The organism is Sporosarcina aquimarina, from assembly GCF_023715615.1.
GTDB classification, from domain to species: Bacteria; Bacillota; Bacilli; order Bacillales_A; family Planococcaceae; genus Sporosarcina; species Sporosarcina aquimarina_A.
Window position 1 is genome coordinate 327,397 of the sequence record NZ_JAMBOM010000001.1, and the last position, 17,002, is coordinate 344,398.

Here is a 17,002-nt window from a genome sequence, read left to right on the forward strand (position 1 = left end):
ATGACGTACACGACTACAATTGATCCATTTACGCTTGAAATCGTTAAAGACTCATTACTCGCTACAGGGGATGAAATGTTCGCAGCACTTGCAAGAACATCGATGAGTCCAATCATCTATGAAGTATTGGACTATGCGAGCGGGCTTACCGATGCGAAAGGGAATCTCCTCACTCAAGGAAATGGTGTGACGGGTTTCATTGGAATGCTGACATTCATGGTTAAGGAGACTTTGGCAAAATATCCTGGAGATAAGTTGAAGGAAGGCGACATCATTATTATTAACGACCCTTATCAAGGTGGAGGTTCTCACCTTTCTGATGTTGGATTGGTCATGCCGATCTTTGTGGATGGTGAGCTGATTGCGTTCTCTGCAAATAAGGCGCATTGGACTGAAGTGGGAGGAAAAGATCCTGGTTCGTTTACGAATGATTCTGTTGATATCTTCCAAGAAGGACTCCAATTCTCTTGTCTGAAGCTCTATGATGAAGGAAAAGTGAGTGATGTCCTTGTTGAAATGATCCGCTCGAATGTTAGATTCCCTGAGTTGTCTCTTGGAGATATGTGGGCACAAGTTGCAGCGTTGAAAACAGGAAATCGCAGGTTGAACGAGCTTTGTAACAAGCATACAACGGAAACGATTCTTGCCGCGATTGAGCACTTACTGGACCATGGGGAAGTGATGGCTCGTGAGGAGCTGAAAAAGCTACCTAAGGGTGTTTTTTACGCAGAAGATTTTATTGACACAGATGGGATTGGGAATGGACCGTTTCCAATTAAGGTAAAAGTGACAATTACGGATGATGAATTCATATGTGACTTTAGAGGCAGCTCACCACAAGTTCCTGGTCCTATGAATTGCTCGAAGACGGGACTAACTTCTGCAGTTCGCGCGATTTTCTTAGCAATTACAAATCCTGAACAAGACGTAAACGACGGGGTATTCCGTCCTTTGAGGATTTTAACGGATCCGAAATCTATTATGTCAGCAGAGCGCCTAGTTCCTGTCTCAAACTACTTTGAAACGCTATTAGGCAGTTTAGACTTGGTGTGGAAAGCGATGGCACCTCATCTACCAGAGCGTCTGAATGCTGGCCACTTTTTGTCGGTATGTGCAGTGACTTTATCCGGGACGCATCATGATACTGACGAATCGTTCTTGATCGTAGAGCCATCTGTTGGAGGATGGGGCGCATCGAACAGAAACGATGGCGCATCTGGACAGTTCTGTATGGGCGATGGAGAAACATACAACGTTCCGGTTGAAGTCGCTGAAACTCGATACGGCGTTATGTTGGATGAATATAGCTTACGTCAAGATGGAAATGGATCAGGAGCAGGAGAGTTTGTTGGTGGAAAAGGTGTTACTCGTTCCTACCGTGCAATGACGGACGGACAAGCAGTCACAGTCACGTATGGGCGCAACAAGTTCATGCCATGGGGAATTAGTGGAGGTCATGATGGATCGCCGAACGAATTCTTTGTGGATAAAGCAGATGGAACAATAGACGGCCCATTCGGTGTGTATCCTAGATATCTGTTGAATAAAGGCGATGTAGTGAGACTCGTTACGGGTACGGGTGGAGGTTATGGTAATCCGTTAGAACGTGACGCAGCACAAGTTGCTTGCGATGTGAAGAATGACTATTTCACAGTGGAAGAAGCGGGTGCAATCTTCGGTGTTGAAGTTGATTCGAACACGTTTGGATATAGAGAGCTTGAAACGAGAAAACACTAAAAGGAGATGTATTGGATGCAAAAACAAGCAGCGCAAGACACACAGGAGATTGTACAAAATCTGTTTCACGATCAATTCACGAATGCAGAAGTGAAATTTGGATATGTGTCGATTCCAACCGGCGAACGGTTGCCGAACGAAGGAACGACTTTCCATGAGGAACAAGAGTATTCGTTCATCACAAAAGGCTCACTTGTTGGCGAGTCTGGTGGTGTACCGTTTGAAATGTCGGCAGGCGAGGCTTCTTTCATCCCTGCGGGAGAACTACATTGGTGTATGAATAAAGGTGACGAGCCTGTGGAATTAGTGTTTGCGTTAGTGAAAGCGTAAGCTGCTTGTTAGCAATAGAGTTTGGGGATCTATATTCATGAGGGGGTGAGTCGATGGACGGTCAAAAAGAAAATACGAAAGCGCATAACGATATACTTGGCCAAGATAACGCATTGGCTCCTGTCCCTGAAAATCAGCGTCAGCATTGGCTAACGCCCGCAGTCATATTTGGAGGACTGGAGTTCACGATTCCAGTTCTCATGGTAGGTGCGTCATTAACTGCAAGTTTCGGTATGACTAAAATCCTTCTCATACTTATCATTGCTTTGTTCGGTTTCCAGTGGGTAGGGAACGCGTTGCAAGGATATATCGGCGCGAAAACAGGACGCTCTTCATCTGTGATTGCCAAGTCCAGTTTTGGAACTGTCCAAGCTCGCTTTATTGTCGGATTCACGATTTTCATCGTGTCACTCGGTTGGTGGGCATTGCAAACCGCCGTTGCAGGTAATGCGATGTCTGCAATGTTCGGCATAGATTACCAAACAAATTGGATTGGCTGGGCGCTTGTTACGACAATTGCCGGTTTACTGTTTGCACTCCCTTCCATCATTGGTTATAACTCAATGAAATGGACGGATTACTTGGCGGTTCCTTCAGGATTGCTGCTAATTATTGGCGGGATTTACTTGACGCTGAAGAATACGGGATTACATAAAATCTTAGAATGGAATCCAGAACCAAGCATGACCATTCTTGCTGGAATCAGCTTAGTCATTGGTGTAAACGTTTCTCAGTGGGTAATTGCATCAGATTATACTCGCTATGCAAAACCTGTTTGGGGAGACAATTGGATCATTCCGAGTGGGATTGCAGTTATTGGATTCCCATTGTTCATAGTGGGAGCTATCATGTCAGTGGGTGTTGGGGACGCGGACATCGTCCATGTCATGATGAATTTAGGGTTTCCATTTTGGGGCTTCCTAATTTTGTGGCTTGCGACATGGACTTCTCAGCTCGTTAATAACTACAGTATGGGATTGGCGCTGGCAAATTTATTGAATGTGAATTCCAGCAGAGGGCGAGCGCTATTGACATTGTTTGGTACAATTTTAGCTATAATTGTTGCGTTAGCGGGGATTCTACAGTACTTCGAGGACTTTTTGTACTTAACCGCACTCTTGTATCCTGCGATTGCAGGCGTAATGATGGCAGATTTCTTTGTTATTCGCAAGCAAAAGTGGGTGGAGATTCCTGGTTGGAACTGGATGGCTACGATTGCGGTAGTAGTAGGTGTCGTGATTGGGTACTTGACTCAGTATGTGTATCCAATGGGACTTCCGGCGGTCCAATCTCTTCTTGCTTCAATACTTGCTTATGTAATTGCGATGAGGCTAAAGAAGAAGATTTCGCCAGATCAGTTTACGGAGGAACATGTTTAAGGTGGACTGTGTTGAACTAGTGGAAATGGCACTGGGGAATGGCAAGGTGAACAAACAAATCAAGACATAGCTCATCCGAAAATAAGTATAAGAAGCCCCCTTTCTCTCAGCGGAAAGGGGGCAATTATTATTCTAAAGTGAGTACTAACTTCCCACGTGCATGTCGGGTTTGAGTTTTCTGCAGTGCTTCGAGTCCTTGTTCAAATGGGTAAGTTTGTTCAATGACAAGCTTGTATGTACCCGTAGCGATTTCTTGAATGAGCTGTTTGACTTCATCCCGAACATCCGCTTTATGAGGGACGAATGCAGCAGTGATGTCGCGTTCAGGCTCGATGCGATCGCCAGAAATTGTAATGACGGTGCCTCCGCCTTTTACGACGTGCATACTCTCAGTTCCTGTACCAGGTTGGATCGCTATCGCTGCATCGACACCGTTAGGCATCCAATCACGTATTTCGCTCGCCCAATTCGGATCTTTGTAGTCGACGGTTTTATCAGCACCGAGCGATTTCATGTAGTCGTGGTTTTGAGGGGAAGCGGATCCTGCCACATTCCAGCCACGCGCTTTGGCAAACTGGATGGCGAATGTACCGATTGCACCTGAAGCGCCGGCGATGAATACGGAATCGCCTTCTTTCAAATGGAGTGCAGTGAGCGCACGCAAAACGGTGTTGCCTGCGACTGGTACTGCAGCGGCTTCTGTAAAATCCATATTTGCAGGGATGGGTAAGATGAGAGAGTCTTGATGGACCACTGCGTATTCAGCCCATGTGCCACCTTTAGGTTGCATCATACTGACGAAAGCGATTCGATCCCCTTTTTGATAGTGCGTTACTAGACTTCCGGTTTCTTCAACAATACCAGCGGCTTCGATTCCGATTGGATAGGGATAGTTGATCTCTTGAGGAAGAAAATAGGAGTCGTGGATTCCGACGCCGACAGCTTTTATGTGAACAAGCAATTCATCATCATTGATGGTAGGAACCTTCACTTCTTCAAATGCGATATCATCTGGTGCGGCACTCCTTTTAACAATTGCTTTCATGCAGGATGCAACTCCTTTTGAGATTTTAGTAAATTCAGTATATCATAACGTTATTGCTGAAGTAGTATAAGGGATTGTAAGGTGATTTCTACAAAACCACTAAATATATGTGTTCTAAAAAGGAGGAGTCACAATGTATACGTATAAAGTCGTGAAAATCAAGAGTAGTTGGAAGGGAACGCCTAAAGAGAACGAGGAGCAGGTTATGAACGAGTATGCCATACAAGGATGGCAGCTGCATTCAATTATTCCGTTTTCTAGCACTACGGGAGGAACTACGGATTTAAAACTTGTATTTGAAAAGGAAGCCAAAAGTAACAAGTTTTTGGATATTAAAGGGCTTATCTGCTGATTGGCAGATAAGTTTTTTGTTTCGCACAGAATAACATTATTTGCTAACGCTTTACTAGGATGAAATTCTTCTTCCCTTTGACTGAATTATCTTGTATACTGCATAACATAGATTTTTGTGGATGATCACAGAGGATTTATGGAGGGCGTCATTGAGAGGTAAATTAGTGACGATATTAAAGTCAGTTTAATCAGACATTATAGGTGGATAATGAATCGAGGAGACAATGATTCAATTTCCTATAGGTGAAGGGGGAAGAATTAACATGCAGGATGGAAATACGGCAATGGGATTATGGAAAGATTGGCGTTTGCATGCCATCGTTCTAGCGATAGTAATCGTTACTGAATTGATCGGAACGTTTAGCATTAAGGTCGGCCCTGGGGTTATCCTGTTGTTGCCGATGTTGTACGCGCTCGTCATAGGAATCATTTTGTACTTTACACCAGCTGTGAAAGAGCGACAGTCATTGAACGCAGAGCCGATTATTGTGCTCGGAGTTTCGTTGTTGCTAGCGAAAATCGGAGTCATTATAGGTCCGTCATTGCCTGAAGTAATTGCTGCGGGACCTGCACTTTTGCTTCAAGAGTTCGGTCATCTTGTAACAATTTTGGTGGCACTGCCTGTTGCGATTTGGCTCGGGATGAAACGTGAAGCAATCGGGATGACACATTCGATTGGACGTGAACCAAACGTGGGCTTGATAATGGATAAATACGGAATGGGATCACCTGAAGGTCGCGGAGTTATGGCGATGTATATTTTCGGTACCGTTTTCGGTGCAGTGTTCTTAGGCTTGTTGTCAGGACTACTTGCGACGATTACACCACTCAGTCCACTATCTTTTGCTTTGGCTTCAGGAGTAGGTAGCGGAAGTATGATGGTGGCGGCAAGTGGATCGCTGATTGCAGCTTTCCCTGATCTTGAGACGCAAATCGTTGCGCTTTCAGGAGCGAGTAACTTACTCTCCTTATCATCAGGTCTTTGGGTCAGTATTTTCATCGCACTGCCACTCACTGAAAAATTATATGGGTGGATGACTCGGAAGAAGGAGGGGTATTGATGCTGAAAAATATTCAAGAATGGGTATTGTTATTAGTTATAGTAGGCGTCAGTGGCCTAATCGGAAACTGGATTGGTTACGATATCTTCCCACTTTCTGCGCTTCCAGGTATGGCGATTTTAATTGGTATTTGTTTGGCAGGGTTCATTTTAAAAGAAATCATCCCATTGAATTTCCCGAGTATCGCCTACATTTCCATCATTGGAGTGGTTGTGTCTATGCCGTGGTTCCCTGGTTCTGATAAAGTTGTAGAATGGACAACCCAAGTTCAATTGTTGGCGTTGACGACACCGATTCTAGCGTATGCGGGGATTGCCATCGGCCGTTCATGGTCTGATTTCGTCAAGCTCGGCTGGCGTACGTTGATCGTCGCAAGCTTGGTCATGATCGGAACGTTCCTCGGTTCGGCAGTCATTGCAGAGATTATATTACGATTCCAAGGCATTATTTAAATAGAGCATAGGGGTGACCCAGTCGCATTTGAGCGGCTGGGTCTTTTTTTGCGTGCGAACGACGTTGTTGATCACTCAGAAGGTTTTCTCCATCAAAACTCTAGGTTTCTCCGACACATAGAGAAGTTTCTCGATAACGAGACACAATTCAACTATTTATAAGGTGGGAATTGTTGGCGCTTTGCTTGTTTAAGCATGGCAAATCAACTACGCAAGGTCAATTTCGTGTTCTCCGACACACGGCGATGAATGTCCGACGCGGTGAGTGATTTCTCCGTCAGCGGGGAGCGTTTCTCCATCAAAACTCTAAGTTTCTCCGACACATAGAGAAGTTTCTCGATAACGAGACACAATTCAACTATTTATAAGGGGGGAATTGTTGGCACTTTGCTTGTTTAAGGATGGCAAATCAACTACGCATGGTCAATTTCGTGTTCTCCGACACACGGCGGTGAATGTCCGACGCGGTGAGTGATTTCTCCGTCAGCGGGGAGCGTTTCTCCATCAAAACTCTAGGTTTCTCAGACACATAGAGAAGTTTCTCGATAACGAGACACAATTTAACTATTTGTAAGGGGGGGAATTGTTGGCGCTTTGCTTGTTTAAGTATGGTAAATCAACTACGCATGGTCAATTTCGTGTTCTCCGACACACGGCGATGAATGTCCGACGCGGTGAGTGATTTCTCCGTCAGCGGTGAGTATTTCTCCATCAAAACTCTAGGTTTCTCCGACACATAGAGAAGTTTCTCGATAACGAGACACAATTCAACTATTTATAAGGGGGGAATTGTTGGCGCTTTGCTTGTTTAAGGATGGGCTAAGCAGTCTATTGCATATATATGGGCTTTGGGAGAATTGGAGTATTGAAAATAGACTTTCATTTTATGATTAAAAAACGAATAAAAGTTGCTATTTTCTCTAGAAAATTAAAAATAAGTAGAATTCACATTTCGTTCAAAATGAAATACTTTTAGCCTATTGAAAAAACTTTTTAAACTATTTTTTCTGCATTTTAGATCTCTTGTAACCGTTATCACTACTGAGTTAAACAGTTGTACCCTTTTATTTCCAACGATGGGAATCTTGGAAATCAGTTTGTAATGAAAAATTAGGTATGCTACGGTTAATAGTGTACTGAATATTTGCTTTATGAAAATATCAAGGAGGAGACTAATGAAGAAATCGTTGGTGGGGTTTATGGCAATCATGTTGCTAGTCGTTTTAGCAGCATGTGGGAAGGACAGTAGTGGTAGTAAGCTAGAAGATTTGAAGGAGAAAGGCGTTGTCAAAGTCGGCTTTGCCAATGAGAAACCGTATGCGTATGAAGAAGATGGAGAATTGCAAGGTGCTGCGGTTGCTATTGCCAAAGCGGTCTTTGAAAACCTGGGGATAGACGAAGTCGACGGGAAGTTGTCGGAGTTTGGGAACTTGATTCCAGGATTGGGCGCAGGCAAGTTTGACGTCATTACAGCGGGTATGGCGATTACGCCGGACCGGTGTGAAAACGTGGCGTTTGGAGAACCGGAAATTAAATACGGTGAAGGATTGATTGTTGAAACGGGAAATCCGATGAACTTGAAAAGTTATAAAGATATCGCTGCGAACCCTGACGTGAAAGTTGCAGTGATGAGTGGTGCAACAGAGAAGGAATTCATGATTAAAGAAGGCGTCGCTGAGAGTCAAATCATGATGGTTCCGGACATTCCAGCATCATTTTCAGCTGTTGAATCAGGTCGTGCGGCTGTGACAACAGGAACAGAAATTACGATTAAAATGGCGCTTGAATCTGCTAACATCGACAAGCTTGAATTTGTAAATGAATTCGAACAGCCGGAAATCGAAGGAGTTCCGAGTTACGGAGCTGCTGCGTTCTTGAACGAAGACGATGAGCTACGTAAAGCTTACAATGCGGAGCTTAAAAAGATGAAGGAAAACGGCGAAATTGCAGCATTGATCGAACCGTTTGGTTTTACTGAGGAAATGAACACGGTCGATAACGACATTACGACTGAAAGTGTTTGTAGCGGTGAGAATTACTAAGAAAACGATCGGGTCACGCCGTGTTCGGCATGACCCTTTTCTTGGTTTTTTAACTCGTAAACTAGTAAAGATTATTAAATCGTACACAATGGAGTGGTGTTTGTGGGTTCTTTACCCGATATATTTTCTACCCTCATGCAGGGCTTAAAAGTGACTCTGCTGGTGCTCGTGCTCTCGATTATTTGTAGTACGATCATTGCGCTTGTCGCAGGGCTATCGCGCGTGTCAACGAATCGGTTAGTTACAGGGGTGACTGGTTTCTACGTTGAAATTTTTAGAGGGACGTCATTGATTGTTCAATTATTTTGGTTCTCCTATGCACTTCCAGGTCTTTTTAATATCCATCTGGGAAGTGACATTTGGGTCGCAGTGCTGGCCATTTCTTTGAACTACGGCGCATATATGTCTGAGATTGTCAGGGGATCGATTCAAGCGGTTCCTGCTGGGCAGACGGAAGCTTCGATTGCACTGAACTTATCGAAGTTCCAACGCATGCGTCACATTATTATTCCGCAAGCGGTTCGGATGATGCTCCCTGAATACGGTAACTACTTGATTCAAATATTGAAGGCGACTTCACTCGTTTCTTTGATTGGATTAACGGATTTGCTTTACTACGGAAATATTTACCGAAGCACACATTTATCAGATTCCCCGACAGTCTATTTGCTTCTCCTCGTGATGTACTTCGTGATTGCGTTGCCCCTCATTGCATTCACTAAAAAAATGGAGAGTATGTCGAAGAAAGGGGTGGCTCTCGGATGAATTGGAGTTGGACCGTATTTTTTGAGACCATTCCACTTATTTCAAAAGGGCTTTGGATTACAGTGGGCCTGACACTTGCTTGTTATTTGTTTGCGGCGATTTTCGGGTTCTTCTGGGTGTTCATGAGTCGCATTCCATCGAAGATTGTGCGCAGTATTTTTGGCTGGATTGCAGAATTCATCCGATCGACGCCACCGCTTGTCCAATTGTTTTTCATATTTTACGCGTGGCCAGTAATCCCAGTCGTTGGTGTGTCACTGAATCCATTCGTTGCAGCGATTTTAGGACTCGGAATTCATTTCAGCACGTATATGTCTGAAGTGTACCGATCCGGAATCGAATCTGTGGATAAAGGACAATGGGAAGCGTCCACTGCACTGAATTTATCCACAAGACAAAAGTGGACGAAAATTATTCTACCTCAAGCAATTCCGCCAACAATTCCGATGCTTGGGAATTATTTAATCATCATGTTTAAAGAAGTTCCACTGGCGTCGACAATCGGTGTGGTAGCTATGCTTCATATTGCGAATGACTATGGATCACAATACTACAAGTTCGTGGAACCACTAACGGTTGTAGCGTTGTTCTTCCTATTGTTGAGCTATCCATCAGCGATATTGATTAGCAAATTAGAGAAGAAATACAACCGGAAGTTTGATAAAAAAGCTATGACTTCTTAATGGAATGAGAACCAATACGTTTAGGATAAAGGAGATTTCGAATGGATGAACCAATAGTGAAATATAAGGATGTTCATAAGTCATTTGGGGATATCGAAGTGCTGAAAGGAATAGATCTGGACATTCAGCCTGCTGAAAAAGTAGCGCTGATTGGACCAAGTGGTTCCGGAAAAACGACGATTATCCGAATGCTTATGACGCTCGAAGAACCAACGATGGGCGTTATTGATGTAGGTGGAAGAAACCTTTGGCAAATGGAGAAAAAAGGTGAGTGGGTGAGAGCGGATGATTCCCATTTGCACTCTATACGTGGAGATATTGGAATGGTATTTCAACATTTCAACCTGTTCCCCCACATGACCATACTGGAAAATTGTATGCTAGCACCGGTTCTTGTGAAAAATGAAAGTAAGAAAGAGGTAAAAGCGACGTCTGTCGAGATGCTGGAAAAGGTTGGTTTGGGAGATAAAATCGATCTGTATCCCGCGCAACTTTCAGGTGGTCAAAAACAACGTGTTGCGATGGCGCGGGCGCTAATGATGCGACCGAAAGTCATGTTGTTTGATGAAGTGACGTCGGCTCTTGACCCTGAGCTTGTCGGGGAAGTGCTTGAAGTCATTCGTGATCTCGCGAAAGAAGGCGAAATGGCAATGATTCTCGTCACGCACGAAATGGATTTTGCGCTCGATATCGCTGACCGCGTCGTCTTTTTGAACGACGGCGTGATTGAGGAAGAGGGGCATCCTGAAGACATTTTAGTGAACCCAAAAAGTGAGCGTCTGCAAGATTTCTTAAGTCGCTTTACGGTGAATCGATAATATTATAATAGAAGAGACCTGTTTCGCATTGGCGAAATGGGTCTTTTTGTGTTGTCCATCAACTCGTGGGTGTTGTCGATCACTCAACGTGTATTGTTCATCAAACGCATGGTTTTCTCCATCACAACTCCCAATTTCTCCGACACTCAGCAAAGTTTCTCGATAACAAGACACAATTCAAGAACGATAAGGGATTAATTGGTCGCACTGGGCTTGATTTTAATGGGTCGGGTTTATCAGTTCAATCCGTCATTGAACAATTCTTTTGATGGATAACTGAGCAAGTGAAACCGATATGGCGTTGCGTACATTAAAAACTGTGGATGAGGTGATTGGTGAAATGCACAATTATTTGGATAAAACCTATAGGACATTGAACTGGAAAGGAATTACTCATGTTACAATTTTAAAAAAACGTTTGAAACAAGAAGCGGCGGAGCGTAAAGTGTTGGCAGGATCGACTGAAACATGGGCAAAGATAATGATTGGAACCCTTCTTCCATACGGTGTGTCGCATTTCCGCACGCATGTGAACAACGATCCTTGTATCGAATTGTTGGACGAACATGGAGTTTGCGTGCAGTTCGGAAGCGATGGATTCTATGATTCATGGAGCTCGTATGGAAGAGGAGATGTGCAAGAAAAAGTGACACGTTTTGGGGAGCTCTCACGTAAAATAGAAGAAAAATCATCGCACCAACTACTACGATTTGCAACGAACGGAGTGACTCCATTAAATGCACACGCTTGTGGTTGTTAGTGAAAGACAAAGCTGACTTTGTATTGTCGACAGCTGAAGTGGTAGCGAGGAAACCGAACGACCGGTGTGTGACGCGAAAAGGTAAAATAGTAACCTTGTAACCATTAAAAAGGAAATTTTAGCTGAAGAGAAGGATGGAAAAGTTTAGAGTGAGTATGTAAGGTATCACATTCTCTTAAGGCTTAGAGCGTTATCCTTTTAATGTGAAAGGAAAAGTTTGTGAGAAAACGAACTTCAACAAACGAGCATTATTTGAATAGAAAGGACATCACATATTTGTGATATAAAGTATGTGATGTCATTGGATGTATTAATGCTTTTACAAATCTGGTTTTGAAAAATTAATCACCTATTGTTTTTTTATAAACATACCAAGACAATTCAGACGAAAACTCCCTCGGAGACCTTTCATTTTTCTTCTACCTTAGGTTTCTATCGACATAACCCGAATAAAAGCTAACTAGTAAAAACTAGTTAACTTTATTAGACGGACTCACTTAACCGTTCATTAAAGAATGTGAAGTGACATGCTCTTCAGTAGGTGGCAAATTACCGAGGCGTTTCTTAAAATAAGAAGTCATTCCAATTAAAGGGATTCCTTCTGCAGCAGCGTCGTTGGTTCCGCGAATTGCATCGATTTCTGCTCGTACGTCGTTGGTTTCGAGAAGTGCACCGATTCCTGCTCGTACGTCGTTGGTTTCGAGAAGTGCACCGATTCCTGCTTGTGCGTCTTTGGTTTCGAGAAGTGCAGCGATTTCTGCTTGTGCGTCTTTGGTTTCGAGAAGTGCATCGATTTCTGCTCGTACGCCGTTGGTTGCTAAAAGGATCCTGGTGCATGAAGTTACCTAACCCATTGCTGTTAGCCCGTTCGACTGCATTCTGAATATCGTCAAATCCAAATTGTGACATGCTTAAACCTCCTTTCATCTTTATTAGAGGAAGAAGGGAGATGAGTATTTCTTTTTCAACCCATACTACTTCACATTTCTTTCCCCTATTGTAAGATATGAGGCTGTACGAAAGATGTTAGGGACAATCGTATACTTTTCAGAGGTAAAATAGCATTCCGTATCCTTTAGTGGCATCATTCAATTTTATTTCATATGAATAAAATAAAATTGAAAGGAAAGAAATCGCGTGGATACCAACATGAAAATACCTGAATATCGGCTTTTTATTCATCCTTTAGAGTTAAGTGAACTTCAGAAAGATGTTTGGTGTGACGATCCGATCTCTGCGAAGTTAACGATTAATAAAAAAAAGTATGAGATTGATATCGCCTATCGTGGCTCCCACATCCGGGATTTACGAAAGAAGTCGTATCACATTTCATTTTATAAACCTAGTACGTATAGAAATGCCAAAGAACTTCATATGAACGCAGAATATAAAGATCCTTCTCTATTAAGAAATAAATTATCGCTCGATTTTTTTAATGAAATAGGTTGCTTATCGCCTAAGTCCCAATTTGTAAATATGAACTTGAATGGGAAAAATGAGGGGATTTATTTGGAGTTAGAATCAGTGGATGAGCATTTCCTTGCAAATCGACAACTACCGAAAGGACCGATATTCTATGCGGTTGACGGTGATGCTAACTTTTCATTAATGAGTGATCTTGATAAGGAAATTAAGAAATCACTTAAGTTTGGTTATGAACAGAAATATGGGACAGAACAAGATGAAGTTGATTTACAAGAAATGCTTATAAAAATTAATACGATTTCAATTTCTGAATTTGAAAGTGAAATTGTGAAATACCTCAATGTCGATCAGTATCTCCGCTGGTTGGCTGGTGTTATTTTCACCCAAAATTTTGATGGTTTTGTTCATAATTACGCACTATACCAGAACAGCAATACAAAGCTATTTGAAATCATACCCTGGGATTACGATGCAACATGGGGAAGAGATGTAAACGGAAAAGTGATGGAGGAAGACTATTTACGAATCGAAGGATTTAATACACTCACCGCAAGAATTCTCGACGTGAAAACATTTCGACATCAATACAAAAACTTGCTAGAAGTTATTTTAAACACCCAATTTAATGTAGAATATTTGAAACCGAAAATACAAGATATGCATAATCTAATCAGGCCGTATCTTCAAAAAGATCCTTATAAAAAAGACACTATCCATTTATTTGATAAGGAACCGAAGTATATATTGGATTTCATTGAAGCACGGTCGAAATTTATAAGAGGAAAATTAAATACGTTAGAATAAGTTGCTGAGCCCTCCTACGTCATCCTTTCCGGTTGTGTCTGATTAGAACAAACACTTGGGCGGACTTAGTTTTTTCTTTCCGTGGGGTACGGGGAGTTGCTGATTGCAGGTACGATGTTGTCGTTTTCTATAGTTCTACTTCTCGTTCAACTATGTCGAAAACGATGAACATTGGGTGAACACTTGATGCACCAATCTCTTTGGATAACTAGGCTGTGGATGTTTGTATATTGGAATGCGGTTTTGTCATCTATTCAGGTTGATTGGACTTATTGGGTATTGCTTATTGTCACGGCTATCGTGATGCGTGAATTCTGTACATACTTGTGGAATGGAGTCATCCGTGAAACAGGTACATCAAACATTTCCTTGTGTCTAAACGTGGAACCGTTCATCGCGAAGATTATCAGTTATGCGATGTCATTAGCTTGCCGTAACTAGTTGGTAGATTCATCCTTATAACAGAAATTTCTGTGTCGCTATGGATTCAACAAGGTCCAGAGCAATCAGGAGGGTCGTTATATTACCAAACCGTGGAGACTGTGTTTCGGAAATTAGTGAAAAGTAGATAGACTTATTTCGCCTTGGCGAGATGGGTCTTTTTTGCGTTGTTGATCACTTGGGATTATTTCTTCATCATACGGAGGCTATTGCCTCTTACTCTTAAGGTTTTCACCATCACATTTCTAGATTTCTCCGACACTCAGCGAAGTTTCTCGATAACAGGATACAATTCAACTGATGTAAGGGAAGGATTGGTAGAACTTGGCTTGAATCTAATGGCAAAATACATGATGTAAAAGGAATCAGCAAAATGACACTGGTTATCGGCAGTTTCGGGCAATGAATCGGAACTAAGACGAGCGGAATCAGCAATACGGGGGAATTAATCGGCAACGAGACACAATTTCGTGCGCAACGAGAGAGAATCCATCTGTTTGATTAAAAAAACTCTTTTGAAAAACAAGGCATGAGGAATGTAGCTTAATCTAAATGTCCTAGGTTTATTTATGCATGTATTCCTAAAATTATGGTGACTTTAGACATCTATAAGACTATAATTGTTGATTGGGATGAATTGTAAGTACATATGTCTATTGTACTGCTACTAATTGTGAAAAGGGGATTGGCAAAATAATGAGGAGTAGAATTAAATTTAAAAGTATTCGATCGCGCCTTTACTGGGCTTTTGGGATTGTTATGTTACTAGTGCTCGGATTAGGATTTTTCACGTTGAATTCCGTGCAACGAGTTAACGAGAAAACAAAGGACATTATTGAACACGACACGAAATTAGTTGCTGCAGATTTAAAGCTCGCGAATGCGATGGCTGGTCGAATGTCTGCAGTTCGAGCGTATATGTTATTCGGTGAAGAGCAATATAAAGAGGAATTCGAGTCATTAACGGAATATGCCACTAATCTTCAAGGAGAGACTGAAAAGTTGGGTGGCAATCTTGGTGATTTATTAGAGAGGACGACTACTTGGAATGAAAAATTATCAACAGATGTAATTGATATGTACGACCAAAACCGGAAAGAGCGAGCCGTCAAGAATTTGGAGAGTTTGTCTGTAGAGGGTACAGAATTGATTGCTGAATATCATAGAGTCGCGAATAAGCGTGAAAAACAAACGGCTACTCATGGCGATGAAATCATTTACAGTGGGAATGTGACGCTGAGATGGGTGCTAGCGGTCTCACTTCTAACATTGATTATCAGTGGCTTATCTTCTGCTTTGACAACGCGTGTCATTACTAGACCGCTTATTCAAGTAAGAGATCGCATGAAGTTGATGGCAGAAGGGGATTTAAGCCAGGAACCATTAGAGATTTTGTCGGCAGATGAAGCTGGACAGCTTGCGGTTGCGATGAATGAAATGAGTGATAATACACGTAATATGCTGAATCGTATCAATGACGTGTCGTCGTCCGTTTCTGCACATAGTGAGGAATTAACACAGTCATCAACTGAAGTGAACCAAGCTTCTGCGCAAATTGCAGTGACGATGCAGGAGTTGACATCTGGAATTGAGAGTGAAGCAAATACGGCCACCGATTTGGCGATGACAATGGAACGTTTTGTGGAACGAGTAGAAAGTGCAAATGCACGGGGCGAGGAGGTTAAGAAAGCATCTGAAAACGTAATGGAACAGACGGAAAACGGGGCAGCCTTAATGGAATCGTCCACTGAGCAGATGCAGCGGATCGATGCGATTGTCCAAGAAGCTGTTACGAAGATCAAAGGATTGGATGTCCAGTCACAAGAAATTTCGAAGCTTGTCGTTGTTATTAAAGAAATTGCAGATCAGACGAATCTATTGGCGTTGAATGCAGCGATTGAAGCAGCTCGCGCTGGAGAGCACGGAAAAGGATTTGCGGTTGTCGCAGAAGAAGTGCGGAAACTCGCAGAACAAGTAGCAGTTTCTGTGACGGATATCACAGGAATTGTAGGTACGATTCAACAGGAATCTAGCAGTGTAGCAGAATCTCTTGAGTCTGGATACCAGGAGGTTGAAAGAGGGACTGCTCAACTATTGACGACACATGAGACGTTTGCTGAGATAAGTAGTGCTGTAAACGAAATGGCTACGAATATCGTTGTTATTTCGGAGAACTTATCTGAAATTGCATCAGGAAGTGAAGAAATGAGCGAGTCTGTTGAAGAAATCGCAGCAATTTCTGAGCAGTCGGCTGCCGGTGTTCAGGAAACAGCGGCTGCTTCAGAGCAAACGAGTAGTTCGATGGAAGAATTAGCGGGGAGTTCAGCGCGACTTGCCGTGCTGGGACAAGATTTAAATGATCTGGTAAAAGAATTCAAGTTGTAAGAGAATTGATTTCACTTTCTTGTATGTTATGAAATCAGAATGGCAGCCTCTCCAAATTTATGGAGTTGGCTGCTTTTTTGTTTCATCTCAAGAGAGTTATGAGTTTATCTAGTTTTCTTAAGATTTTTAGGAATCTTCCTTAATATATGTTTTCTGGTTATGGAAAATTGCTTGCAATCCTTTATTGCTGATTGAGTAAATTAGTTTATTTGAGGTTTGGGTAGTGTGAACATACAAGTTTGACTCTCAAGCATCTAAGATACATGATTTGAAAACTAGATAGAGGAGGGTTAAATAGGAACTAAATCCTTCATTATATATTAGTCTGATTCTATCTACTTAGTATTTAGTATGTGAATTAAGGGAAAGATCTTTAGTTTCAGCAATAAGACCGGTTTTGTCGAAGACGGTTATTGGGAAACGGTAACAATTAAACGATACTCCCTCCCCTTATTTCTATTTTAAAATAATTCATTAAAAAAACATAAAAATTAGTGACTTTAGACCTTTTAAACAATATA

Annotated in this window: 16 protein-coding genes and 1 pseudogene; 15 read left to right on the forward strand and 2 right to left on the reverse strand. The window is 42.2% G+C overall.

What is annotated here, in order from left to right; all coding sequences use genetic code 11:
* The 3 genes from M3197_RS01520 to M3197_RS01530 are packed head-to-tail and all read left to right on the forward strand — an operon-like array spanning position 1 to position 3,446.
* Positions 1–1,737 carry a hydantoinase B/oxoprolinase family protein gene (locus tag M3197_RS01520; protein WP_251658246.1) on the forward strand — a complete coding sequence of 579 codons (1,737 nt, stop codon included), beginning with the start codon at positions 1–3 and terminating at the stop codon, positions 1,735–1,737.
* A 15-nt stretch (positions 1,738–1,752) separates the two neighbouring features.
* Positions 1,753–2,067: a cupin domain-containing protein gene (locus tag M3197_RS01525; protein ID WP_251658247.1), complete on the forward strand. Its 315-nt coding sequence runs from the start codon at positions 1,753–1,755 to the stop codon at positions 2,065–2,067.
* A 53-nt stretch (positions 2,068–2,120) separates the two neighbouring features.
* Complete coding sequence (locus M3197_RS01530) at positions 2,121–3,446, forward strand: purine-cytosine permease family protein (protein WP_251658248.1); 1,326 nt, start codon at positions 2,121–2,123, stop codon at positions 3,444–3,446.
* A gap of 127 nt (positions 3,447–3,573) precedes the next feature.
* Here the strand turns inward: M3197_RS01530 and M3197_RS01535 are convergent, their stop codons facing one another.
* Positions 3,574–4,491 carry an NADP-dependent oxidoreductase gene (locus tag M3197_RS01535; RefSeq protein WP_251658249.1) on the reverse strand — a complete coding sequence of 306 codons (918 nt, stop codon included), beginning with the start codon at positions 4,489–4,491 and terminating at the stop codon, positions 3,574–3,576.
* A gap of 133 nt (positions 4,492–4,624) precedes the next feature.
* On the opposite strand from M3197_RS01535, the gene M3197_RS01540 reads away from it, so the two are divergent.
* The 9 genes from M3197_RS01540 to M3197_RS01580 all read left to right on the forward strand — a co-directional run bounded on the left by M3197_RS01540 (position 4,625) and on the right by M3197_RS01580 (position 12,275).
* Positions 4,625–4,843, forward strand: a complete 219-nt coding sequence (locus M3197_RS01540; RefSeq protein ID WP_251658250.1) for a DUF4177 domain-containing protein — start codon at positions 4,625–4,627, stop codon at positions 4,841–4,843.
* A 265-nt stretch (positions 4,844–5,108) separates the two neighbouring features.
* Entirely contained in the window at positions 5,109–5,906 is a 798-nt protein-coding gene (locus M3197_RS01545; protein ID WP_251658251.1) for a DUF3100 domain-containing protein, read from the forward strand.
* The gene (locus M3197_RS01550; RefSeq protein WP_039042488.1) at positions 5,906–6,358 is read left to right on the forward strand and encodes a hypothetical protein; all 453 of its coding nucleotides are present in this window, start codon (positions 5,906–5,908) and stop codon (positions 6,356–6,358) included. The genes M3197_RS01545 and M3197_RS01550 overlap by 1 nt, the downstream gene beginning before the upstream one ends.
* A gap of 1,175 nt (positions 6,359–7,533) precedes the next feature.
* Positions 7,534–8,400: an ectoine/hydroxyectoine ABC transporter substrate-binding protein EhuB gene (gene ehuB / locus M3197_RS01555; RefSeq protein WP_251658252.1), complete on the forward strand. Its 867-nt coding sequence runs from the start codon at positions 7,534–7,536 to the stop codon at positions 8,398–8,400.
* Positions 8,401–8,535: 135 nt separating this feature from the next.
* Positions 8,536–9,165: an amino acid ABC transporter permease gene (locus M3197_RS01560; RefSeq protein ID WP_251660040.1), complete on the forward strand. Its 630-nt coding sequence runs from the start codon at positions 8,536–8,538 to the stop codon at positions 9,163–9,165.
* Positions 9,162–9,848, forward strand: a complete 687-nt coding sequence (ehuD, locus tag M3197_RS01565; protein WP_251658253.1) for an ectoine/hydroxyectoine ABC transporter permease subunit EhuD — start codon at positions 9,162–9,164, stop codon at positions 9,846–9,848. The genes M3197_RS01560 and ehuD overlap by 4 nt, the downstream gene beginning before the upstream one ends.
* A gap of 41 nt (positions 9,849–9,889) precedes the next feature.
* A complete protein-coding gene (gene ehuA, locus M3197_RS01570) occupies positions 9,890–10,666 on the forward strand; it encodes an ectoine/hydroxyectoine ABC transporter ATP-binding protein EhuA (RefSeq protein ID WP_285851034.1) in 777 nt (258 codons plus the stop codon).
* 295 nt (positions 10,667–10,961) lie between these two features.
* Complete coding sequence (locus tag M3197_RS01575; RefSeq protein WP_251658254.1) at positions 10,962–11,426, forward strand: amidohydrolase family protein; 465 nt, start codon at positions 10,962–10,964, stop codon at positions 11,424–11,426.
* 615 nt (positions 11,427–12,041) lie between these two features.
* A complete protein-coding gene (locus tag M3197_RS01580; RefSeq protein WP_251658255.1) occupies positions 12,042–12,275 on the forward strand; it encodes a hypothetical protein in 234 nt (77 codons plus the stop codon).
* Between the two features lie 3 nt (positions 12,276–12,278).
* Here M3197_RS01580 and M3197_RS17435 read toward each other — a convergent pair.
* Positions 12,279–12,353: pseudogene (locus tag M3197_RS17435) on the reverse strand (hypothetical protein); the annotation flags it as partial.
* Between the two features lie 210 nt (positions 12,354–12,563).
* On the opposite strand from M3197_RS17435, the gene M3197_RS01585 reads away from it, so the two are divergent.
* The 3 genes from M3197_RS01585 (at position 12,564) to M3197_RS01595 (ending at position 16,481) form a co-directional block, all read left to right on the forward strand.
* Positions 12,564–13,655, forward strand: coding sequence for a CotH kinase family protein (locus M3197_RS01585; RefSeq protein ID WP_432813964.1), 1,092 nt, complete (start codon positions 12,564–12,566; stop codon positions 13,653–13,655).
* Between the two features lie 219 nt (positions 13,656–13,874).
* Positions 13,875–14,096 carry a hypothetical protein gene (locus M3197_RS01590; RefSeq protein ID WP_251658257.1) on the forward strand — a complete coding sequence of 74 codons (222 nt, stop codon included), beginning with the start codon at positions 13,875–13,877 and terminating at the stop codon, positions 14,094–14,096.
* Positions 14,097–14,792: 696 nt separating this feature from the next.
* Positions 14,793–16,481 (forward strand): methyl-accepting chemotaxis protein, encoded by a 1,689-nt coding sequence (locus M3197_RS01595; RefSeq protein WP_251658258.1) that lies wholly within the window; start codon positions 14,793–14,795, stop codon positions 16,479–16,481.
* Positions 16,482–17,002: the final 521 nt, after the last annotated feature.